19 protein-coding genes are annotated in these 19,986 nt (G+C 73.4%); 11 read left to right on the top strand and 8 right to left on the bottom strand.

The features are described 5' to 3' along the window. The first annotated feature begins 90 nt into the window (after nt 1-90). The 3 genes from LQ327_RS27155 to LQ327_RS27145 all read left to right on the top strand — a co-directional run bounded on the left by LQ327_RS27155 (nt 91) and on the right by LQ327_RS27145 (nt 3,791). Entirely contained in the window at nt 91-810 is a 720-nt protein-coding gene (locus tag LQ327_RS27155) for a DUF899 domain-containing protein (protein ID WP_230738945.1), read from the top strand. Between the two features lie 493 nt (nt 811-1,303). Further along, nucleotides 1,304-2,419, top strand: a complete 1,116-nt coding sequence (locus tag LQ327_RS27150; RefSeq protein WP_230738944.1) for a DUF222 domain-containing protein — start codon at nt 1,304-1,306, stop codon at nt 2,417-2,419. After that, nucleotides 2,322-3,791: an HNH endonuclease signature motif containing protein gene (locus LQ327_RS27145; protein WP_230738943.1), complete on the top strand. Its 1,470-nt coding sequence runs from the start codon at nt 2,322-2,324 to the stop codon at nt 3,789-3,791. Before LQ327_RS27150 ends, LQ327_RS27145 begins: the two co-directional genes overlap by 98 nt. A gap of 15 nt (nt 3,792-3,806) precedes the next feature. Here the strand turns inward: LQ327_RS27145 and LQ327_RS27140 are convergent, their stop codons facing one another. Beyond that, the gene (locus tag LQ327_RS27140; protein WP_230738942.1) at nt 3,807-4,493 is read right to left on the bottom strand and encodes a nucleotidyltransferase domain-containing protein; all 687 of its coding nucleotides are present in this window, start codon (nt 4,491-4,493) and stop codon (nt 3,807-3,809) included. A 98-nt stretch (nt 4,494-4,591) separates the two neighbouring features. On the opposite strand from LQ327_RS27140, the gene LQ327_RS27135 reads away from it, so the two are divergent. Continuing rightward, nucleotides 4,592-5,320 carry a 2-phosphosulfolactate phosphatase gene (locus LQ327_RS27135; RefSeq protein WP_230738941.1) on the top strand — a complete coding sequence of 243 codons (729 nt, stop codon included), beginning with the start codon at nt 4,592-4,594 and terminating at the stop codon, nt 5,318-5,320. 6 nt (nt 5,321-5,326) lie between these two features. Here LQ327_RS27135 and LQ327_RS27130 read toward each other — a convergent pair whose 3' ends face one another. From LQ327_RS27130 to LQ327_RS27115, 4 genes are read right to left on the bottom strand one after another with little or no spacing between them, the layout of a single operon-like run. Beyond that, nucleotides 5,327-6,340, bottom strand: coding sequence for a LacI family DNA-binding transcriptional regulator (locus LQ327_RS27130; RefSeq protein WP_230738940.1), 1,014 nt, complete (start codon nt 6,338-6,340; stop codon nt 5,327-5,329). Nucleotides 6,341-6,350: 10 nt separating this feature from the next. Continuing rightward, the gene (gene galK, locus LQ327_RS27125; RefSeq protein WP_230738939.1) at nt 6,351-7,490 is read right to left on the bottom strand and encodes a galactokinase; all 1,140 of its coding nucleotides are present in this window, start codon (nt 7,488-7,490) and stop codon (nt 6,351-6,353) included. Continuing rightward, the gene (gene galT, locus LQ327_RS27120) at nt 7,487-8,485 is read right to left on the bottom strand and encodes a galactose-1-phosphate uridylyltransferase (protein WP_230738938.1); all 999 of its coding nucleotides are present in this window, start codon (nt 8,483-8,485) and stop codon (nt 7,487-7,489) included. The genes galK and galT overlap by 4 nt, the downstream gene beginning before the upstream one ends. Then, nucleotides 8,482-8,652 (bottom strand): hypothetical protein, encoded by a 171-nt coding sequence (locus tag LQ327_RS27115; RefSeq protein WP_230738937.1) that lies wholly within the window; start codon nt 8,650-8,652, stop codon nt 8,482-8,484. Before LQ327_RS27115 ends, galT begins: the two co-directional genes overlap by 4 nt. Before the next feature lie 131 nt (nt 8,653-8,783). On the opposite strand from LQ327_RS27115, the gene LQ327_RS27110 reads away from it, so the two are divergent. Together LQ327_RS27110 and LQ327_RS27105 are read left to right on the top strand one after the other, a co-directional pair. Further along, nucleotides 8,784-10,445 (top strand): sodium:solute symporter family protein, encoded by a 1,662-nt coding sequence (locus tag LQ327_RS27110; RefSeq protein WP_230738936.1) that lies wholly within the window; start codon nt 8,784-8,786, stop codon nt 10,443-10,445. Nucleotides 10,446-10,459: 14 nt separating this feature from the next. Continuing rightward, nucleotides 10,460-10,741 (top strand): hypothetical protein, encoded by a 282-nt coding sequence (locus LQ327_RS27105; RefSeq protein ID WP_230738935.1) that lies wholly within the window; start codon nt 10,460-10,462, stop codon nt 10,739-10,741. Between the two features lie 4 nt (nt 10,742-10,745). On the opposite strand, the gene LQ327_RS27100 is transcribed toward LQ327_RS27105, so the two are convergent. Beyond that, nucleotides 10,746-11,882, bottom strand: coding sequence for a CaiB/BaiF CoA transferase family protein (locus tag LQ327_RS27100; protein ID WP_230738934.1), 1,137 nt, complete (start codon nt 11,880-11,882; stop codon nt 10,746-10,748). 156 nt (nt 11,883-12,038) lie between these two features. Here LQ327_RS27100 and LQ327_RS27095 point away from each other — a divergent pair, with 156 nt between their 5' ends. The 5 genes from LQ327_RS27095 (at nt 12,039) to LQ327_RS27075 (ending at nt 17,412) form a co-directional block, all read left to right on the top strand. Continuing rightward, nucleotides 12,039-14,369, top strand: a complete 2,331-nt coding sequence (locus tag LQ327_RS27095) for a class F sortase (protein WP_230738933.1) — start codon at nt 12,039-12,041, stop codon at nt 14,367-14,369. Between the two features lie 25 nt (nt 14,370-14,394). Further along, nucleotides 14,395-14,886, top strand: coding sequence for a GNAT family N-acetyltransferase (locus tag LQ327_RS27090; protein ID WP_230738932.1), 492 nt, complete (start codon nt 14,395-14,397; stop codon nt 14,884-14,886). 66 nt (nt 14,887-14,952) lie between these two features. Next, the gene (locus tag LQ327_RS27085) at nt 14,953-15,711 is read left to right on the top strand and encodes an AIM24 family protein (protein WP_230738931.1); all 759 of its coding nucleotides are present in this window, start codon (nt 14,953-14,955) and stop codon (nt 15,709-15,711) included. 43 nt (nt 15,712-15,754) lie between these two features. After that, nucleotides 15,755-16,480, top strand: a complete 726-nt coding sequence (locus tag LQ327_RS27080; RefSeq protein ID WP_230738930.1) for a thiamine pyrophosphate-binding protein — start codon at nt 15,755-15,757, stop codon at nt 16,478-16,480. Continuing rightward, nucleotides 16,480-17,412 carry a transketolase family protein gene (locus LQ327_RS27075; protein WP_230738929.1) on the top strand — a complete coding sequence of 311 codons (933 nt, stop codon included), beginning with the start codon at nt 16,480-16,482 and terminating at the stop codon, nt 17,410-17,412. The genes LQ327_RS27080 and LQ327_RS27075 overlap by 1 nt, the downstream gene beginning before the upstream one ends. A 13-nt stretch (nt 17,413-17,425) precedes the next feature. Here the strand turns inward: LQ327_RS27075 and lysS are convergent, their stop codons facing one another. Both lysS and LQ327_RS27065 read right to left on the bottom strand, forming a co-directional pair. Further along, complete coding sequence (lysS, locus tag LQ327_RS27070) at nt 17,426-19,186, bottom strand: lysine--tRNA ligase (protein WP_230738928.1); 1,761 nt, start codon at nt 19,184-19,186, stop codon at nt 17,426-17,428. Continuing rightward, nucleotides 19,183-19,980, bottom strand: a complete 798-nt coding sequence (locus LQ327_RS27065; RefSeq protein WP_230738927.1) for a fumarylacetoacetate hydrolase family protein — start codon at nt 19,978-19,980, stop codon at nt 19,183-19,185. The genes lysS and LQ327_RS27065 overlap by 4 nt, the downstream gene beginning before the upstream one ends. Nucleotides 19,981-19,986: the final 6 nt, after the last annotated feature.

Raw genomic sequence — 19,986 nt, 5'->3', positions numbered from 1 at the left:
ACCGCGGTCGTCGCGGTCGTCGCGGTTTGAAGTATCGTTTCAGGATTGATCTGTTGCTTCGTGGGACGAGACCGTGCGACGGTAGCTCGCATGAGCCTGCCGAGGACGACCGACCGTGAGACCTGGCTGCAGGAGCGCCGAGCGCTGCTCGAGCAGGAGAAGGAGCTGACCCGGGCGCGAGACGAGCTCAACCGCCGTCGTCGGGAGCTCCCGATGGTCGAGGTGACCGAGGGCTACCGGTTCACGGGTCCCGACGGCGAGGTGACGCTGCGGGAGCTGTTCGGGCCGTACCGGCAGCTCGTGGTCAGCCACTTCATGTTCGACCCGGACTGGACCGACGGCTGCCCCAGCTGCTCCGCGGGCGCGCAGGAGTGGTCGCCCGGCATCCGGGAGCACCTGCACACCCGCGACACCGAGCACGTCTACGTGTCGCGGGCGCCCTACGAGCGGATCGCCGACTACCGGGACCGGATGGGCTGGACGTTCCCCTGGTACTCGTCGTACGGGACGGATTTCAACGCCGACTTCGGCGTCACCGTCGACACCTCCGGCGCACTGATGACCTACAACTTCCGCGAGGACCCGACCTGGGAGGGCGCCTCGGGCCTGCAGGAGCTGCCCGGCACGAGTTGCTTCCTCGCCGTCGACGGGCGGGTCTTCCACACGTACTCGATGTACGCGCGCGGGGCGGAATGGTTCGGCGGCTCGTACGCCTATCTGGACCTCACCGCGCTCGGGCGGCAGGAGGACTGGGAGGAGCCGAAGGGCCGGGTCGAGGCCGTCCGGGCCGGGGTGCCGGTCTTCGACTGACCCTCGGGTTTCCGCTGTCGTCCGCCGCGGCGCAGTTGGGACCGTGCACCGGTGAGTTCGACGGGTCGCGGTCGGCGTTCGCGGAAGATGGGACGCACCGGACCTGGTCCCCGGGCGGCGGACGAGGATCGGCGGGAACTGGCGATCGTCGGGGAGCACCCGTAGTAGCGCTACGTCCTCGAGGACCCGGTCTCCGACGAGCTGATCGACGGAGTGAACCCGCGCGTCTGCACGTCGCCCTGCACCCGATCCTCGCGAACCAGCTCTGGGACGACGACCCGCCGGAGGTCTGGCAGGCCGCTCGACGACTCCTGGACCAGGGCCACGAGAGGCACACGGTCCTGCACGCGCTGGCCCACGAGCTCGCGCTGGAACTCCATCCCACGCTCACCGGGCAGGGGAACCCAGACCCCGAGATGGCGATCTACCGAGCCCGACTCCGGGACCCCTGAACGGGGCGTGACTGTCAGACCCTCGGTCTAGCTTGCCGGGTATGACGGTGAGGGTGGTCGATTCCGGTGTCGGGGACGCCGGGTTCGACGACGACGGGTGGGGCGCGCCGGCCGGGGTGTCGGCCGAGGAGTGCTGCCCGCTCGAGGACGCCGTGTTCTGCGACGAGTTGCCCGAGGCGTGGCTGGTGGCGGTGGATCCGGCGGCGGTGCCGGGGCAGTGGGCCGAGGCCGCGATGGTGGCGGCGTTCCGGGCGGACAACCGGGCGACGTGGCGGCGCTACCGCTGGATCTGGGAGGCGGCGCGGGCGGCGGCGGGCACCACCGAGCGGGTGACCGGGCGGGCGCGGCCGGGGAAGATCCCGGCGGGGTCGTTGGGGTGGTCGGAGCAGCGGGGCACGGCGAAGATCGAGTTCGCGCGTCAGATCCTGGTGCGGCTGCCCGCGCTGGGCGAGCAGATGCGGACGGGTCGGCTGGAGGAGTCGAAGGCCGAGATTCTGGTGTCGACGGTCGCCGAGCTCGACGATGCGCAGGCCCGGGAGGTGATCGACCGGTTGCTGGGTCGGGCGCTGGAGTTGCCTCACGGCCGGTTGCGGGAGCGGGCGGAGGCCACCGCGAAGGCGGTCGATCCGGGGTGGGCGGAGGCGCGTAAGGCGGCGGCGATCGCGCGGCGGCGGGTGTCGTTGCGGGCGGCGCCGTCGGGGTCGGCGGAGCTCTCGGGGGTGGATTTGCCGCCGGAGCCGGCGCAGGACGCCTACGACCGGATCGTGGCGCTCGGCGATGTGGTGCATGGCCGGCTGCGGGCGGTGGGGCGGGACGCCGGGCACGGCGTGATCCGCTCCGAGGTGCTGTTGGTGCTGACCGGCCCGGACGGCGCCGGGCTGTGGGACGACGACGTCATCGAACTCGTGCTGGCCCGCTTCACCGACCCCGGCACCGGGTCCGACGACCCCGACGACGGCCCTGGCCCCGACGGCGGCCCCGATCCTCGGCCTAATCCGGATCACGGCCCCGCCGACGGCCCCGATTCCGATCCCGGTCCTGGCCCCGACCGCTCGCCCGATGCCGGACCCAGTCCTGCCCCCGACCCCGGCCCCGGCCCCGGCCCCGGCCCTGGCCCTGGCCCTGGCCCTGGGCCTGGCCCTGGCCCCCGAGGGTGACGACGCCTCACCTAACGAGCGTGCCGACATCGACCGATCCGAGTGCGACCCTGTCGACTACGGAACCGACGCCCGGCTCGGAGATGACTCCGAGGCTGCTGCCGGGGACGATGACCGTCACGACGGGGAGGCCGACCCGCGCGAGCCCGATCCCGCCGGACGGCCACCCGACGACGCCGGAAGCGACGGCTCCGACGATCCCTCGCCCGCTCACGAGAACGATCTTGTCGACGCGCCCGTAGTCGATGACGACGGACCGCGGAGCGACGACGACGACGACGACGACGACGACGACGACGACGACGGGGTCGCCGAGATCGAGCCCGACGACACCGGTCTCGGCGAGGCTGCGTCGAACGACACCGGCGTCGGCGAGACCGCGACCGGCGACACCGCCGACGCCGGATCAGCGCCGTGGGCGGTGCCGTTCCGGGCGCGGACCGCGATCCGGCTCGGGCTGCGCACCGTGCTGGGCCTGGACCGCCGCCCCGGCGAGATCCCCGGCGAAGGCTCGGTGTGCTGCTCCACCGCCCGCCAGTTGGCCTGGGACCGCACCGACACCACCTGGCGAGTCCACCTCTACGACACCGACGGTGCCCTCGAATGGCTGCTGACCGTCCGCCCACCCTCCTGCGGGCCGCCTGGGGCCGGCGGACGGCGACGACGCCACGTCGTCGAACTCACCGCATACACGCGCGAACTCGACGACCTCGCCGCCGGCCGCGGACTCGGCGGTGTCGGGGTCGGCGGGCTCATCGGCGCGGACGCGATCACCCTGCTCGACCGCGCCACCCGCGCGCTGGCGCAGGCGCGCGCCCGCCCACCCGAGGAGCACCCGGCGGTCACCACCGCCGACGCCCACCGCCGCCGCCCCGGCGCCGAACTGGCCCGCTGGGTCATCGCCCGCGACCGCACCTGCCGCGGCATCGGCTGTGACCACCAAGCCGTCGGCGCCGACCTCGATCACACCCTGGCCTGGGACGACGGCGGCCAGAGCACCGCTGATGACCTCGGCCCGCTCTGCCAGGGCGATCACCTGTTCAAACACGACCCCGACTCCGGCTGGACCCTCGAACAACCCGAACCAGGCGTGTTCGTCTGGACCAGCCCCACCGGCACCCACCACACCAGGACCCCGGAGCCCTACGACCCGTTGCCCGACCCCCTACCCCCGACCGACGGCAGCCCGTGCACCCTGCCCGCCGACCTCTACGCCCCGGCGCCGCGGTCTCCGGCTCCGTACACCCCCAGGCGCAACCGCCACGGCTACGTCACCGGACCCGCCCGCCGGACCGCCGACGCCATGGCCGCCCGCCATCGCGAACAAGAGGGGGAGCCGCCCGGCCGCTACGACCACGACCCCGACTTCTGATGCCGAGGCCGAGCGCTACGCGAACCGGGCGTAGCCCTCCTCGAGCCGGCCGCCGACGCGATCGAGCTCCGCGCGCCCGCAGCCCACGAGCGCGACGGCATCGCCATCCAGGGCCTCGCGGAGACCGGTGACGAGACTGTCGGCCAGCGAGGCATCGGCCTCGGCGAGGCGACGTGCCAGCCAGCGCCCGCGGCCGCCCCACCGGCGTCGCGACGCGAGCGCGAGATCAGCGACGTCGGGGAACGCCGCGGCGGCCAGGCTCGCGAGGCAGACGGGGTCGCGCTCGTCGGCGAGGTCGTCGAGGAGCGCGGTGAGCCGGTAGCGGCGGTCTTCGAGCTCGGCGTCGCTCAAGCTGGGAGGTCCGGCCGACCACCGGGCACGGGCGAGATCGCGGAGCCGGGTCATGCAGCCCTCACGGTCACGGATCACCAGGCCGTGAGCACCCATGTGCAGCAGGGGCGAGCGGCGCAGCGGGACCTCGCGGTCGACGAACCCGAGGAACGACGCCTCGGTGTGGACGAAGAACTCGACCACTCGTCCGTCGATGCGCTCGGTGCGGCGCATCGGCGCGGGTCGGCCGGGCAGCAGGACGAGGAGGTCGAGGTCGGAGGTCGGCGTGTCCTCACCGCGCGCGACGCTGCCCGCCACCAGTCCGCCGACCGCCTCGGGGAACCAGGCGTCGAGGATCTCCTCCGTCCGCATGCCGAGCACGCTCGACGCCCCACGCCACGGCCGCAAGACGATTCGTAGGCTCCCGCCTCGTGGTCAGGTCAAGAATCGGATCCCAGGAGGACTACTCGGTGCGCCTGGAGTGGGGCCCGGTCGGTGGGCCGGTCATCGCCGAGGGCTGCGACGTCGCCGTCGTGGTCGATGTCCTGAGCTTCACGACGACGCTGACCGTCGCGGCCGACCGCGGCGTCGCCGTGATCCCCTGCCCCACGGACGACCACCACGCCGAGGCCCTGGCCCGCCGCCACCACGCGCAGCTCGCCGTCCGCCGATCCGAGGCCGGCCGCGGACAGGTCAGCCTCTCGCCGAGCACGGTCCGAGCCGCCGAGAACCTGCACCGACTCGTACTGCCCTCCCCCAACGGCTCAACCATCAGCGCCGCGCTCGCGCAGCACGGCGTCCGGGTCGTCGGGGCGAGCCTCCGCAACCGCCGCGCCGTCGCGACCTGGCTGCATCATCGAGCGGTGGGCGAGCTCAGACCTCGGGTCGCGCTCATCCCCTCCGGCGAGCGGTGGACCGACGGCACGCTGCGCCCGGCCGTCGAGGATCTCTGGGGTGCCGGCGCCGTCGCGAGTGCCCTGCTCGAGGCGGGATGGACCGGTCTCTCCCCCGAAGCTCACGCTGCAGCGAACACCTACAGAGCCGTACACGCCGACCTCGAGAAGGTCCTCCACCAGTGCGTCAGCGGCCACGAGCTCGACGACCTCGGCCACCCCGACGACGTCGACATCGCCGCCGAACTCGATCGCAGCACGGCCGTCCCCGTCCTCGACGACGGCGTCTTCACCGCCGCCGACTGACGACACTCACCCGCTCCCACGCACCACCAGACGCGGCGAGAGCAGCCGGTGCTCCGCGGCGTGTCCGTCCAGGCGCCGGGCGAGCACGTCGAGCAGGGTGCGGCCGAGCTCGTACTTGTCGGTGTGCACCGTCGTCAGGGGCGGGTCGAGCAGGGCGGCCATGGTGATGTCGTCGTAGCCGACCACCGCGACGTCCTCCGGCACCCGGCGTCCCGCCTCCCGCAGCGCCCGGACCGCCCCGATCGCCAGCAGGTCGTTGAATGCGAACACCGCCGTGACCTCGGGATGCCGGGCGAGCAGCTCCCGGACGGCGGCCGCTCCGGCGGTGACGGTGGGCGGCCCGGTGACAACGTGGTCGGCCGGCTGCGGGTGTCCGTGCTCGGTCAGGACGGCGAGGAACTCCTGCCGCCGTACCGGGTCGACGCCCACGACACCGTCGAGCATCCCCAGCCGGGTGTGGCCCGCGGCGTAGAGGTGCTCCACCGCGGCCCGTGTCCCGGCCGCGAAGTCGGAGATCACCGAGGCGACGCCCTCGCCGGGCGCCCGCCGGTCGGCCACCACCAGCGGCAACCGGCGGCCCAGGGCGACCAGGGACTCGTCGTCGAGCGCCTCGAAGAACCCGATCGCGCCGGCCGCGCCGGAGTCGACGATGGACCGGGTCGCCTCCCGCTCCGCGTCCGCGTCGGCGTCGGTGTTGTGCACGACGACGGCCAGCCCGCGTCCGGCGGCCGCGTCGAACACCCCGCGGGCGACGGCGGGGAAGAACGGGTTGGCGATGTCGGAGAGGATCAGGGCGAGCGTCCCGGCACGCTGGGTGCGCATGCCGCGGGCGAAGGCCGAGGGGCGGTAGTCGAGCTCCTCGATCGTCGCGAGCACCCGGTGACGGGTCGCGGCGCTGATCTCGCCCTTGCCGTTCATGGCGCGCGACACCGTCTGACGCGACACCCCGGCGACCCGGGCCACGTCGTCGATGGTCACCCGCACGCTCGGGTGAGGCGCCCAGCCCTCAGCGTCCCCCACGACGGTGACCCTAGAGGTCCCGACGGGCGCCCGGGGCCGGTGCGACCTCGCGCACCGTGGGCTCGGGCCCGAGAGCGGCGGCGCGGCAGGCGGTGGCGACCTCGTCGAGGGCGGCGCGCGGCACCAGCGCGAGCACCGACCCTCCGAACCCGCCGCCGACGATGCGGGCCCCGAGCGCGCCGGCGCCCTCGGCCGCCGTGACCAGGGCGTCGACCACCGGGACGGAGACCGCGAAGTCGTCGCGCAGCGAGGCGTGCGACGCCGAGAGCACCGGACCGACCCCGGCGGGCCGACCGGCACGGAGCAGCTCCACGACCTCGAACACCCGGGCCTCCTCGGTGACCACGTGGCGGGCCCGGCGGCGCAGCACGTCGTCGGCGAGGCCCTCCACCGCGGCGAGGTCCGCGTCGCGCAGGGCGGGCACCCCGAGCGCCTTCGCGGCCGCCACGCACGCCGCCCGCCGGTCCGCGTACCCGCCATCGGCGAGATCGTGACGCACCCGGGAGTCGACGACGAGGATCCCGAGGCCGGCCGCCTCGAGGCCGAGTCCGACGTCCTCGGTGGCCATCGAGCGGCAGTCCAGCAGCAGCGCCGAGCCCTCCCGGCACAGCAGCGACGCCGCCTGGTCCATGATCCCGACCGGCGCCCCGACGACGTCGTTCTCGGCCCGCCGCCCGGCCGCGGCCAGCGCGAAGCGGTCGAGGTCGGCGCGGCTGCACTCGGACACCGCCAGCGCGACGGCGCTCTCCAGCGCGGCCGACGAGGACAGGCCCGCGCCGAGCGGGACCTCGCCGTGCACCACCAGGTCCCAGCCGGACGGCCCGACCCCGGCCTGCTCCAGCGCCCACACCGTGCCCAGCGGGTACGCCGCCCACCCCGTCGTCCGGTCGAGGGTCCCGACGGCGGCTGTGACCGGCTCGGTGCCCGGGTCGGAGGACCGGACGGTGACGGTCCCGTCGTCGCGGCGCCCGGCCGCGACCCAGGTGCGCCGGTCGATGGCGAAGGGCAGCACGTGCCCCTCGTTGTGGTCGGTGTGCTCGCCGATGAGGTTGACGCGGCCGGGGGCGGAGAAGATCCCGTCGGGCTCGCGGTCGTGGGCGGCGACGAACGCCTTCCGCACGTCGTCCACCACGTCGTCCACCGCCCTCATGCCGGGACCTCCACGTCGGCCGCCGCCGCCCGCAGGCGCGGCCCGGCGACCTCGGGCGCGACGTCGGTGAGGAACGCGCCCCCGAAGGTCTCCGAGCCTGCCAGGTATTTGAGCTTGCCCTCGCCACGGTGGGGCGGGCATATCTCGAGGTGGAGGTGCCCGAGGGTCGGGTCGGCCTCGGGTCCGCTGCCACCGACCGGCGCGCTGTGGATGCCGAGCAGGTACGAGGTGCGGATTCCGAAGAACGCGTCGTACCCGGCGAGGACCCGGGCCAGCACGCGGGCGAGGTCGTCCCGGGCGGCGGCGTCGAGCTCGGGGATCGTCCCGACGTGGGCCCGGCTCCAGATGTCGATCTCGTACGGGAACCGCGCCCAGGGCGGCACCCCGGCCAGGAAGTGCGTCCCCTCGACGACGACCCGCGGCCCGCCGGTCTCCTGCGCGACGACGTCGCAGAACACGCACCGCCCGGTCCGGTCGCGGTGCTTCGCGGCGGCGCGCTGCTCGCGCGCGGGGCGCGGCGGCACGTCCGGGTAGGCGTAGATCTGGCCGTGCGGGTGGTGCAGCGTCACGCCGACCGCCTCGCCCTTGTTCTCGAAGGGCAGCACGTAGGCGATGCGCGGGTCGGCGGCGAGCGCGGCGAACCGGTCCGCCCACGCGTCGACGAGCAGCCGGATCCGCTGCGTCCCGACGGAGGCGAGGGTCGCGTCGTGGTCGTCGGTGAAGACGACGACCTCGCAGTGCCCGTACGCCGGCTCGACCGGGACGAGGTCGGTGCCCGCGATGTCGGGCTCGGGCGGGGTGGTGGTCAGCGACGGGAATCGGTTGTCGAAGACCGCGACCTCGAAGTGCTCCCGCGGGATCTCGGTCTCCGGGCCACCGGGCCGGGTGGGGCACAGCGGGCAGGCCGCGGCCGGCGGCTTGTAGGTGCGGTCCTGGCGGTTGGTCGCGAACGTGACCCATTCGTCGTGGGTCGGGTCGTAGCGCCGCTCGCTCACCGGGAGATCCCGTAGTACGTGATGCGGCGGCCGTCGGCGAGGCGCTCCTCGGTGACGACGAGGCCCACGGTGGTGGCCCTCGTCGTCGTCCCGGCGGAGTGATCCCGCGGACCGTCGGAGTCAGGAGAGCCGCTCCCCCGCGTCGGGTCATCGTCCGGCGTCGTCATCGATCGCCCTCCTCACCTCGGAGCTTCATGCCCTCTTGACGTCCACCGCTCGCACGGGTGAACCTGTGGCCCGCCTTACGATAACGTTCACGGGAACCTTCTCGGAACTCCGCTCACTGCAAGGGGTCGCGATGCTGCGCCTGAATCCGGGATGGCTGGACTACACGCTCCTGGCGCTCTACTTCGTCGTCGTCCTGGGCATCGGCGTCGTCGCGCGCCGCGCCGTCGGGACGAGCGCGGACTTCCTCCTCGCCGGCCGGTCGCTCCCCGCGTGGGTCACCGGTCTGGCGTTCGTCGCCGCCAACCTGGGCGCGACGGAGATCATCGGCATGGCCGCGAACGGCGCCGAGTACGGCGTCGCGACGGTGCACTACTACTGGATCGGCGCCGTCCCGGCGATGGTCTTCCTCGGCATCGTGATGATGCCCTTCTACTACCGGTCCAAGGTCCGGTCGGTGCCGGAGTTCCTGCGCCTCCGGTTCGGCAACTACACCCACGTGCTCAACGCGGTCGTCTTCGCGGTCGCCTCGGTGCTCATCGCCGGCGTCAACCTGTACGCGCTGGCCATCGTGCTCAACGCCCTGCTCGGCCTGCCCCAGATCTGGGGCATCGTGCTCTCCGCCGCGGTGGTGCTCGTCTACATCGGCTTCGGCGGCCTGGGCTCCGCGATCTACGGCGAGGTACTGCAGTTCTTCGTCATCCTCGCCGGGCTCATCCCGTTGGCGATCGTGGCGGTCCGCCACGTCGGCGGCTTCCACGCGCTGGCCGACAAGGTCACGCAGTCCGCGCTCGGCTCCGAGGGCCTGCACGCCTGGCAGGGCACCGGGATCGGCAGCGTCACCAATCCGATCGGCGCGAACTGGATCTCGATCGTTCTCGGTCTCGGCTTCGTGCTGAGCTTCGGCTACTGGACGACGAACTTCGCCGAGATCCAGCGGGCGCTGTCGGCGAAGGACCGGTCGGCGTCCCAGCGCACCCCGCTGATCGCCGCGTTCCCGAAGATCTTCATCCCGGCCCTCACGATCATCCCCGGCCTCGTCGCCCTCATCGCCATCCCGAACTTCGGCAACGAGGCCTCCGGCGGCCTGGAGTACAACGACGCCATCCCCGCCCTGATCGGGCAGCTGCTGCCCGAGGGCGTCCTCGGCATCGCGCTGACCGGCCTGTTCGCCTCGTTCATGGCCGGCGTCGCGGCCAACGTCTCCAGCCTCAACACCGTGGTCACCTACGACCTGCTCCAGCCCTACCTCGCCAAGGGCCGCGGCGACCGCTACTACCTGACGGCGGGCCGGTGGGTGACCCTCGTCGGCGTCGTGATCGCGATCGGGACCGCGCTCCTGGCGTCGTCCTTCAACAACATCATGACCTACCTGCAGTCGCTGTTCGGGATCTTCAACGCGCCGATCTTCGCGACCTTCATCCTCGGCATGTTCTGGAAGCGCACCACCGGCTGGGGCGGCTTCTCCGGTCTGGGGTCCGGCGTGCTCGCCGGGACGCTGGTCTTCGTGCTGGCCGAGGCCGGCGTCGTCGACTTCGGCTCCGGGATCGCGACGAGCTTCTACCAGGCCGGTGCCGCGTTCATCGTGGACGTGGTCGTCACGGTGCTGGTCTCGCTCGCCACCACGCGGCCCGAGCCCGAGCGCCTCGCCGGGATCGTCTACGGCGTGCCCGGTGCCGACGGGGTGGTGCCGACGCTGCGCCAGCCCAAGGAGCGGGTCTGGTACCGCAAGCCGATCCTGCTCGGCGGCCTCGCGCTCGCGATCACCGTCGTCCTCAACATCATCTTCGCCTGAGCCCGGGAGTCACCATGAGCGAACCGACGGAACCCGGTCAGCCGCAGTCCACCGTCGCGACCGGCAGCCGGATGCAGCGGCTGTTCGACCTGCGCTACGTCATCGGCGTGCTGATGGGCGTCTACGGCGTGATCCTCGTGATCCGGGGCGCGCTGGACGGGCCCGAGCAGCTCGCCCGGGCGGCCGGCACGGAGATCAACCTCTGGACCGGCATCGCCCTGCTCGTCGTCGCCGCGATCTTCCTGATCTGGGCGCGGCTGCGCCCCCTCGGCATCGACGTCACCGAGGAGGAGTAGCTCGTCAGACCCCGGGCCCGACGTCCGGGATCGGGCCCATCCGCGGGGTGCGGCCGTCGTCGAACGTGATCGGCGGCAGCAACGTCCGGACGGGCCCGGCGGAGCTGTCCACCTCGACGAAGCGTCCGCGCTGTTCGTGCTGGGGGTGGGTGAGGACCTCGTCGAGCGTTCGACGGCGGGCGTTGGCGACGCCCGCCCGCTCGAGCCGCTCGACGAGCTCGTCGCCGGTCAGCCCGGCGAGCACCGCGTCGATCGCCCCGTGCAGCGCGGGACGGTTCTCGACGCGCGCCGAGCCGCTGGCGAAGCGCTCGTCGGTGGCGACCCCGGGGTCGTCGAGCACGACCTCGCAGAAGCGCTCCCACTCCCGCTCGTTCTGGATGCCGAAGACGACCTCCACGCCGTCGCCGGCCGCGAACGCCCCGTACGGCGCGATGGCCGGATGGCTCGTCCCGGCCCGGACGGGGGCGTGGCCGCTGCCGGCCGCGTACTGCAGCGGGAAGCCCATCCACTCGGAGAGCGCGTCGAACAGGCTGACCTCGAAGGTGGTCCCCTCGCCGGTGCGCTCCCGGTCGTAGAGCGCGGCGAGGATGCCGGAGAACGCGTACATCCCGGCCCCGATGTCCGCGGCGGGGATCCCCGCCTTGGCCGGGTGGTCCTCGGTGCCGGTCACCGAGACCAGTCCGGCCTCGGCCTGGATCAGCAGGTCGTAGGCCTTGGCGTCGCGGTACGGGCCGGTCGAGCCGTAGCCGGAGATGCTGCAGTGGATCAGGCCCGGATGGTCCCGACGGAGGTCGTCCGCGCCGAGCCCGAGCCGCTCGGCCGCGCCCGGCGCGAAGTTCTGGACGAAGACGTCGGCCCCCGCGATCAGGTCGCGGACGCGGGCGAGCTGGTCCGGGTCCTTGAGGTCGGCGCTGACCGATTCCTTAGACCGGTTCAGCCAGACGAAGTGGCTGGAGAGGCCGTGCACGACGGTGTCGTAGTCGCGCGCGAAGTCGCCGCGGCCCGTTCGCTCGACCTTGATCACCCGAGCGCCCAGGTCGGCGAGGTGACGGGTGGCGAGCGGCGCGGCGACCGCCTGCTCGCAGGCCACGACGAGGACACCCTCCAACGGCAGCGCCCGCCCGGGCGTGGGGTCGGTCATGCCCCTGATCGTGCCTGCCACCCGGAGCGTGCGCTCTCCGTCACGCTGCGATACTCGGCCGAACGGCGTCACGCGGACGAGTGAACGTCGTTCCACCGGTGAGTGGTGGGTCCCCGCCGGAGGGATCGACCCCATGCGAACGGGAGCGGCACCCGGATGAGACGCAGTGCGCGGGCGGCGACGGCAGTGGTGATCACCTCGGCTCTCGGACTCGTCGTGGCGGGGACGTCGACACCGGGCGGACCGCCGACCGTGCTCGCCGCGGGCGGGCACCTCCTGCTGGCAGATCACGACGACGGGTCCGGGGATGGCTCGGGGTCGTCCGGGTCGCAGTCGGGGTCGGGCAGCCCGGCGCTCGATCTGGGTGGGGCGCTCTCGGGCTCGACGTCCGGCTCGTCGGAGTCGGGGTCGTCGAAGTCGGGGGCGTCGAAGTCGTCCGGTTCCGGATCGTCGACGGCGGCCGGCTCGAAGTCCGGCTCCGGCGTCCTGCCGAAGGTGCTCGACGGGGTCTCGGGGTCGCCTTCGAAGGTGTCCTCCGGGTCCTCGTCGTCGGCGTCGCACGACTCCGGGTCCGGCGCGGCCCAGGCCCCGGCCGTGTCGGTGCCGGCCGTGAAGCTCCCGGCGGTGCAGACGCCCCAGGTGCAGCTCCCCGAGGTGAAGACGCCCGCGGTGAACCTGCCCTCGGTGCAGACGCCTCAGGTGCAGCTGCCGTCGGCGCAGACCCCGGCGGTGCAACTCCCCGGGGCCTCGGTGCCGTCGGTGTCCGTGCCGTCGGTGTCCGTGCCCTCGGTATCGGTCCCACCGGTGTCCGTGCCCTCGGTGTCCGTGCCGTCGGTGTCGGTCCCGCCGGTGTCGTTCCCGGCCGTGGCGCTGCCCGTCGTCACCCCCTCGACGCCGCTCGCGGCCACCGCTCCCCTGATCGCGCCCGCCGACGTCCTCGCCGGCCTCATCGACACCCCTGCCCTCCCGGCGTCGCTGCAGCTCTTCGGCCCGCCGACCGGTGACCAGGGTGTGCTCCGGGTCGCGCACCTCTCGCCGTCGACGGGCGCGGTCGACATGTACGTCTCCGGGCCGGGGCTCCCCCTGACACGCGTCGCCTCCGACGTCACCTACCGGACCGTGAGCTCCTACCTGACCGGGTCACCCGGCGTGTACACGCTCGAGGCCCGGCCGGCCGGCGCCGCCCCGACGACCCCGGCCGCGCTCACCGCCTCCGTCGCCGTCGGTCCGCGCACGGCGCAGACGGCGGCCTTCGTCGACGTCGGCCCGAACTCGACGCCCCAGGCCGAGGTGCTCAACGACGGCACGACCGCGGCCCCGCCGGGGAAGGGCTTCGTCCGGGTCGTCTCGGCGGCCGACGGAGTCGGGCCCCTCGACGTCATCGCCCGCGGCGGCGGGACCCTCGCCCAGGGCCTGTTCTACGGCTCGGGCTCCTCGTACGCGGAGGTCGACGCCAAGACCTGGACGATGGACGTCCGCACGACGAACGGGGAGAGCGCCGTCGCGACGGTGCCGGTCGCGAGCACGGCGGTCGCCACCGTCGTCGTCGGGCGGGACGCCAAGGGCGCGCTCGCCGTCACCGCGGTCGCCGATGCCGCCTCGGCCTTCCCCGCGAGCCCCGCGCCCGCGAGCCCCGCGCCCGCGAGCCCCGCGCCCGCGTCGAGCGCGCCCGCCCAGCGCCCCAGCCCCACCCCGCGGTCGGGCAAGCAGCCCCGGGGCGGGGTCCCGGCGGGCTTCGGCGGGATGGCCGCCCAGGAGAGCCGGCTGGTCCCGGTCAACGTGCACGCGGCCTCCCCCGCGCCCGCCACCTCGCCCGCGGCCATCGCCGCCCCGAGCTCGGCGCTCGTGTCGCTGACCGAGCGCCTGACCCGATCGACCACGTCGCCCCTCGTCGCCCTCGCCGCCCGCCCGGCGACCGCGCCGGCCGCACCCGCCCCGGCCGCAACCACCCAGGCCGCCTCCTCCCCGCTGGTCCCCCTGAGCGTCCGCGCGCCCGCCCGCGCCGTCCGCGGCCCGGTCGCCCTCGCCCCGGCGGCGCCGATCGCCGCTCACCCGTCCGGCCTCGTCGTGCCCGCCGCGGGGATCGACGCCCGCGACGTCGGGTCGCTCGGCCTCGACAGGACGGGCGCGCTCCAGGCGCCGGCCACCTCCCATGACGTCGGGTGGTACGGCGAGGGCGCGACCCCCGGCGACCCCGGTACGGCCGTCATGGTCGGCCACGTCGACTCCTGGCAGGGGCCGGGCGTCTTCTACCACCTGCGCGACCTGAAGCCGGGCGACACGATCGACGTGCCGCGCAGCGACGGCACCGTCGCCCACTTCGCGGTCGACGCGATCGAGACCGTCGACAAGGACGCGTTCCCGGCCGACAAGGTCTACGCGCCGACGGTCGGCCCGTCGCTGCGGCTGATCACCTGCGGCGGGGCGTTCGACCGGGCGGCGCGGTCCTACGAGGACAACGTCGTCGTCTACGCGTCGGCGCGCTGAGCCCGGGCGGGGCATGCTGGACGGCGTGGAGATCCGGGCCGCCACGGAGGACGACGTCGAGGCCGCCGCGGCGATCGCCGCCGTCGTCGCCGAGGAGGGGACGATCGGGGCGCAGCCACCGGTCGACGTCGCGGCCCGCGCCGCGGGGCTGCGCACCCTGATCGACGGCGACGGCCGCGGCGGGGTATGGGTGCTGCGCGACGGGGAGCGGGTCGTCGGTGTGACCACCGCCCTCGAGCGGATCTCCGGAGTGCTCTCGATCGGGATGATGCTGCTGCCCGACGCCCGCGGCCGGGGCGGCGGGCGCGGGCTGCTCGACGCCGTGCTCGAGCACGCCCGGACGACCGGGGCGCACAAGGTCGACCTCGAGGTGTGGCCCGACAACGGCCGCGCGATCGCGCTCTACGCGGGCGCCGGGTTCACCGTCGAGGGGCTGCGCGACCGGCACTACCGGCGTCACGACGGGTCGCTGCGCTCCTCGCTGATCATGGCCCGCCGCGTCGTTGACTCTTCGTGATCGCGAGACGGATGATCTGGGGCACACTTCCCTGATCCGAGCACCGTGAGTCACTAGGAGGCCTCGATGCGCAGCCATCTGTTCGCCCCGGAGAACCAGGAGCAGGAGTCCGCCCAGCCGGGACTGCGCCTGCAGAACTCGAAGATGCTCAAGATCGAGCTCGACGGCGAGGTCCTCGCGCGCCAGGGCTCGATGGTCGCCTACCAGGGTGACGTCCAGTTCGAGGCGAAGGGCGCGGGCGGGATCGGCGGGTTCGTCAAACAGAAGATCACCGGCGAGGGCGTGCCCCTCATGCGGCTGTCGGGGCGCGGCGACGTCTTCCTCGCCGACGCGGCCGCCGACGTGCACATCATCGACCTCGAGGGTCCCGACGACGCCCTCACGATCAACGGGAAGAACGTCCTCGCGTTCGAGCCGAGCCTGTCCTACGACATCCAGATGGTCTCCGGAGCGGGCTCGATCGGCGGGGCGGGCCTGTTCAACTGCGTCTTCCGCGGCCGGGGTCGGCTCGCGATCACCGCGAAGGGCTCGCCGGTGGTGCTCACCGTCGACGCCCCGACCTACGCCGACCCGCAGGCCGCGATCGCGTGGTCGGCCGAGCTGCAGGTCGGTGTGCACCGGGTGGAGCAGTTCGGGATCGGGATGTTCATCGGCCGGACCACGGGCGAGTCGTTCACGATGGCGTTCGCGGGGCGCGGGTTCGTCGTCGTGCAGGCCTCCGAGGAGGTGCCGCTCAGCGCGATCTCCGGTACCGGCGGTGGTCAGCAGAGCGGCGTCGGAGGCGTCAACGGCGTGGGTGGCGTGCTCGGCAGCTTCCTGAGGTAATCACGCTTGACCTGAACCGCGCTCCAGGTTGCACGGTCGTCCCATGACCACCGTGCGACCCCCCGTCACCACCGACGAGCTGCGCCGGCTGATGGCGCTGATGACCGGCGACGAGAAGCACTCGGCCGCCGCCACCTCCACGCTGGACGTCCTGCACGTCCTCTACGGCCGCGTGCTGCGGGTCGATGCGGCGGACCCCGCCGACCCGGCGCGCGACCGCTTCCTGCTCTCCAAGGGCCACGGCCCGATGGCGTACTACGCGGTCCTCGCCGCGCACGGGTTCCTCGACCCCACCGAGCTCGTGGACTGGGCCGGTCCCGGCTCGCGCCTCGGCCTCCACCCCGACCGGACGCTGATCCCCGGCGTCGAGATCGGCAGCGGGTCGCTCGGTCACGGCCTGCCGCTCGCCGTCGGGACCGCGATCGGCCTGCGGGCGCGACGGATCACGAGGCCGGACGGCGAGCCCCGGGTCGTCGTCCTGGTCGGCGACGCCGAGCTCGACGAGGGCTCCAACCACGAGGCGATCGCCTACGCCGGGCGACGCGGCCTCGCGAACCTCACCGCGGTCGTCGTCGACAACTCCTCCGCGACCCACGGCTGGCCGGGCACGTGGAGCGAGACCGGCCTCGCCGAGCGCTTCCTGGCCGAGGGCTGGCGGGCGATCACCGTCGACGGCCGCGACCACGACGCGATCGAGATCGCCCTGGACGCCGCGCACGACGACCGGCCCCTCGCCGTTGTCGCGCGCGTCGAGCGGAAGGACTCCTGATGACCGCCACCCTCACCGTCCCGGCCACCATGCGCGAGGCGTTCCTGCACGCCGCGGCGGACGCCGTCGACGGGGACGAACGCGTCGCCCTGGTGCTCGCGGACATCTCCGCCGCGGCCGACCCGGTCCCCGCGCTCGCCGCGCGGCACCCCGACCGCGTGATCAACGTGGGTATCCGGGAACAGCTGATGGTCGGGGTCGGCGGCGGGCTCGCGCTCGCCGGGCTGCGTCCGGTGATCCACTCGTACGCCCCGTTCGCGGTCGAGCGCCCCTTCGAGCAGCTCAAGCTCGACCTCGGGCACCAGGACAGCGGGGCGGTGCTCGTCTCGATCGGCGCGTCCTACGACGTCGGCGGGGGCGGACGGACGCACGAGGCCCCCGAGGACGTCGCGCTGATCGACACCCTGCCGGGCTGGACGGTCCACGTGCCCGGGCATCCCGAGGAGGCCGACCGTCTGGTGCGCGACGCGATCGCCGCGCAGGGCCGGATCTACGTGCGACTCTCCGACGCGACGAACGCCGCCCCGCACCACGGGCCCGGACTGGTCACGATCCGGCAGGGCAGCGAGGGCGTGGTCGTCGCGGTCGGGCCGATGCTCGATACCGTACTGACGGCGGTGGCCCGGTCGGGACGGGACCTGAGCGTGCTCTACACGACGACGCCGCGTCCGTTCGACGCCGCCGGGCTCCGGGCCGCCGTCGATGCGCTCGCCCCGGAGCACGCGGCGGCGCCGACCGTGACGATGGTCGAGCCCTACCTGGCCGGGACCTCGGCGCGGGTGGTGGCCGAGGCGCTGGCGGATCGTCCGCACCGGCAGGTCATGCTCGGCACCCGCCGCGAGGAGCTGCACCGCTACGGGACCCGGGCCGACCACGACGCGGCCCAAGGCCTCGACGCCTCCGGCGTATGTGAACGAATTTGGTCGTCATGACGACCAAATTCGTTCACATGCGGAGCTGGCGACGCACCGCGTCCGGACCGGCCGCCAGCAGCAGCGTCGGGAGCCGGGGGCCGGTGTCCGACCCGACCAGCAGCCGGTAGAGCAGCACGAAGAAGCGTCGCTGCGAAGCCTTGAGCTCGTCCGTGGGCTTGGTGTCCATCGGCAGCCCGGCCTGGATCTTGGGCACCCCGTAGACGAGCGAGGTCAGGCCGTCGAGCGACCAGTCCTGCTCCAGCCCGTCGAGCAGCAGCCGCAGCGACTCGCGGTCGGTGTCGTCCAGCGACTCAACCAGGGCCGTGTCGGGCGCCGCCAGGAGGCGCGTGTGCGACTCCTCCGGCATGTAGTGCTCGACCCAGTGCTCGGCGCAGCCCAGCCGCGGCTGCAGGTCGTCGAGCGTGACCGGCTCCTCCGGGTCGCCCGGCACCAGACCCGACAGCAGCCGACCGAGCTGCTCGGGGTCGCCGGTGGTCACGTCGACGACGGAGGTCAGCGTCCGGAACGACACCGGCTGCGGCGTCGTCGGCAGGGTCCGCTCGGCCGTCGCGACCGACCGGGCGTGCCCGAGGGTCTCGATGGCACCCGTCGTCCCGGCAGCCACCTTGCGCGAGAGCGCGTCCCATTCGTCGTAGAGCCGGTGCAGCTCGGCGTCGAACGCGACCTTGATCGCCTGGTTGGGACGGCGACGGGCGTAGAGCCAGCGCAGCAGCGGCGCCTCGAAGACCTCGAGCGCCGACGACGGCGTCGGGACGCCGCCCTTCGACGACGACATCTTCGCCTGCCCCGAGATGCCGACGAAGGCGTACATCGGGCCGATCGGCTGCCGCCCGCCGAAGATCTCGGAGACCAGCAGCCCGCCGACCTCGTACGACGAGCCCGGCGACGAGTGGTCCACCCCGGAGGGCTCGAAGTCGACGCCCTCGTAGGCCCACCGCATCGGCCAGTCGACCTTCCAGACCAGCTTGCCGCGGGTGAACTCCCGCAGCAGCACCGTCTGCGACGACCCGCACGCGCAGGTGAACGTCATCTCGGTGGTGGCGTCGTCGTAGGCGACGATCGCGGTCTCGTCGGTGCCGCACGCGCCACAGTACGGCTTGTAGGGGAAGTACTCCCCCGACGCCGAGCCAGCCAGATCCTCGTCGAAGGGGGCCTCGTCGGGATCGACGCCGTCGTCACCCTCGCCGTCGTCGTCGGAGTCGGCCGTCTCGGCGTTCTTCCTCGTCCGGAACCGGCCGAGCACGCCGTCGATGCGGGAGCGCTCGCGCATCGCCAGCAGCGTCTGCTCGACGTAGGCGCCGGAGGTGTACATCTCGGTCTGGCTGATCCCGCGGTACGGCACGCCGAGCCGCTCGAGCGCGTCGATCATCGGGGCCTTGAAGTGCTCGGCCCAGTTCGCGTACTCGCTGCCCCGGGGCGGCGGCACGGACGTGAGCGGCTTGCCGACGTGCTCGGCCCACGAGTCGTCGACGCCCTCGACGCCCTTCGGCACGCGGCGGTAGCGGTCGAAGTCGTCCCAGGAGATGAGGTGCTCGCAGGCGATGCCGCGGCGGCGGATCTCGTCGGCGACGAGGTGCGGGGTGAGGACCTCGCGCAGGTTGCCGAGGTGGATCGGGCCCGACGGCGAGAGCCCCGAGGCGCACACGATGGCACGGGCCCCGTCGGGATCCTCCTTCTCGTGAGCGGCGATCACCTCGTCGGCGAGCGTGGCCACCCAGTCCTGCGAGGTCGACTCCTGCTCGGCCCCACCGCCGCCCCGGCGCCTGCTCATGGGCGGTCCTTCACCGGGTTGGTCAGCGTCCCGATGCCCTCCACCGTCACCGACACCGTCTGGCCGTCGACCATCGGGCCGACGCCGGCCGGGGTGCCGGTGAGGATCGTGTCGCCGGGCAGCAGCGTCATCACGCGGCTGATGTAGGCGATCTGCTTCTCGATCCCGTGGATCAGCATCGACGTCCGGGACTTCTGCACGGTGGCCTCGTCCAGCGTGGTCTCGATCGCGAGGTCGGACGGGTCGAGCGAGGTCTCGATCCACGGGCCGAGCGGACAGAAGGTGTCGTAGCCCTTCGCGCGGGTCCACTGGCCGTCGGCCGACTGGAGGTCGCGGGCGGTGACGTCGTTGGCGACGGTGTAGCCGAGGACGACGTCCTTCGCGCGCGCCTCGGGCACGTCGCGGCACGGCTGGCCGATGACGACGGCGAGCTCGCCCTCGTAGTCGACGCGCTGCGAGTCGGCGGGCCGCAGGATCGGCAGGCCCGGCCCGATCACGCTCGTCGAGGGCTTCATGAAGATCAGCGGGTTCGCCGGGGCGTCGCCGCCGCCCATCTCGGCGACGTGCTCGGCGTAGTTCTTACCGATGCAGACGACCTTCGACGGCAGGATCGGCGCGAGCAGCCGGACGTCGGCGAGCGGCCAGGTCCGGCCGGTGAAGGTCGGGTCGCCGAACGGATGCTCGGCGATCTCCGCGCAGACGTCGCCTGCGGTGGGTTCACCACCCCCGGTCGTCGGGGACTGCAGAGCGGCGAAGGAGACACCGTCGTGATGGGCGATCCGAGCGAGACGCACGGTGAT

It is taken from the genome of Actinomycetospora endophytica, assembly GCF_021026375.1.
Classification (GTDB): domain Bacteria; phylum Actinomycetota; class Actinomycetes; order Mycobacteriales; family Pseudonocardiaceae; genus Actinomycetospora; species Actinomycetospora endophytica.
This window is presented reverse-complemented; position numbering and strand designations above follow the sequence as displayed.

Excerpts from the sequence above, each read along its gene's own strand:
- LQ327_RS27140 (WP_230738942.1), bottom strand. The coding sequence starts at position 4,493 with ATGCGGACGGAGGAGATCCTCGACGCCTGGTTCCCCGAGGCGGTCGGC.
- lysS (WP_230738928.1), bottom strand. The coding sequence starts at position 19,186 with ATGAGCAGGCGCCGGGGCGGCGGTGGGGCCGAGCAGGAGTCGACCTCG.
- LQ327_RS27155 (WP_230738945.1), top strand. The coding sequence starts at position 91 with ATGAGCCTGCCGAGGACGACCGACCGTGAGACCTGGCTGCAGGAGCGC.
- LQ327_RS27145 (WP_230738943.1), top strand. The coding sequence starts at position 2,322 with ATGCCGGACCCAGTCCTGCCCCCGACCCCGGCCCCGGCCCCGGCCCCG.
- LQ327_RS27100 (WP_230738934.1), bottom strand. The coding sequence starts at position 11,882 with ATGACCGACCCCACGCCCGGGCGGGCGCTGCCGTTGGAGGGTGTCCTC.
- LQ327_RS27080 (WP_230738930.1), top strand. The coding sequence starts at position 15,755 with ATGACCACCGTGCGACCCCCCGTCACCACCGACGAGCTGCGCCGGCTG.
- LQ327_RS27085 (WP_230738931.1), top strand. The coding sequence starts at position 14,953 with ATGCGCAGCCATCTGTTCGCCCCGGAGAACCAGGAGCAGGAGTCCGCC.
- LQ327_RS27110 (WP_230738936.1), top strand. The coding sequence starts at position 8,784 with ATGCTGCGCCTGAATCCGGGATGGCTGGACTACACGCTCCTGGCGCTC.
- galK (WP_230738939.1), bottom strand. The coding sequence starts at position 7,490 with ATGAGGGCGGTGGACGACGTGGTGGACGACGTGCGGAAGGCGTTCGTC.
- LQ327_RS27095 (WP_230738933.1), top strand. The coding sequence starts at position 12,039 with ATGAGACGCAGTGCGCGGGCGGCGACGGCAGTGGTGATCACCTCGGCT.
- LQ327_RS27075 (WP_230738929.1), top strand. The coding sequence starts at position 16,480 with ATGACCGCCACCCTCACCGTCCCGGCCACCATGCGCGAGGCGTTCCTG.
- LQ327_RS27105 (WP_230738935.1), top strand. The coding sequence starts at position 10,460 with ATGAGCGAACCGACGGAACCCGGTCAGCCGCAGTCCACCGTCGCGACC.
- LQ327_RS27150 (WP_230738944.1), top strand. The coding sequence starts at position 1,304 with ATGACGGTGAGGGTGGTCGATTCCGGTGTCGGGGACGCCGGGTTCGAC.
- LQ327_RS27115 (WP_230738937.1), bottom strand. The coding sequence starts at position 8,652 with ATGACGACGCCGGACGATGACCCGACGCGGGGGAGCGGCTCTCCTGAC.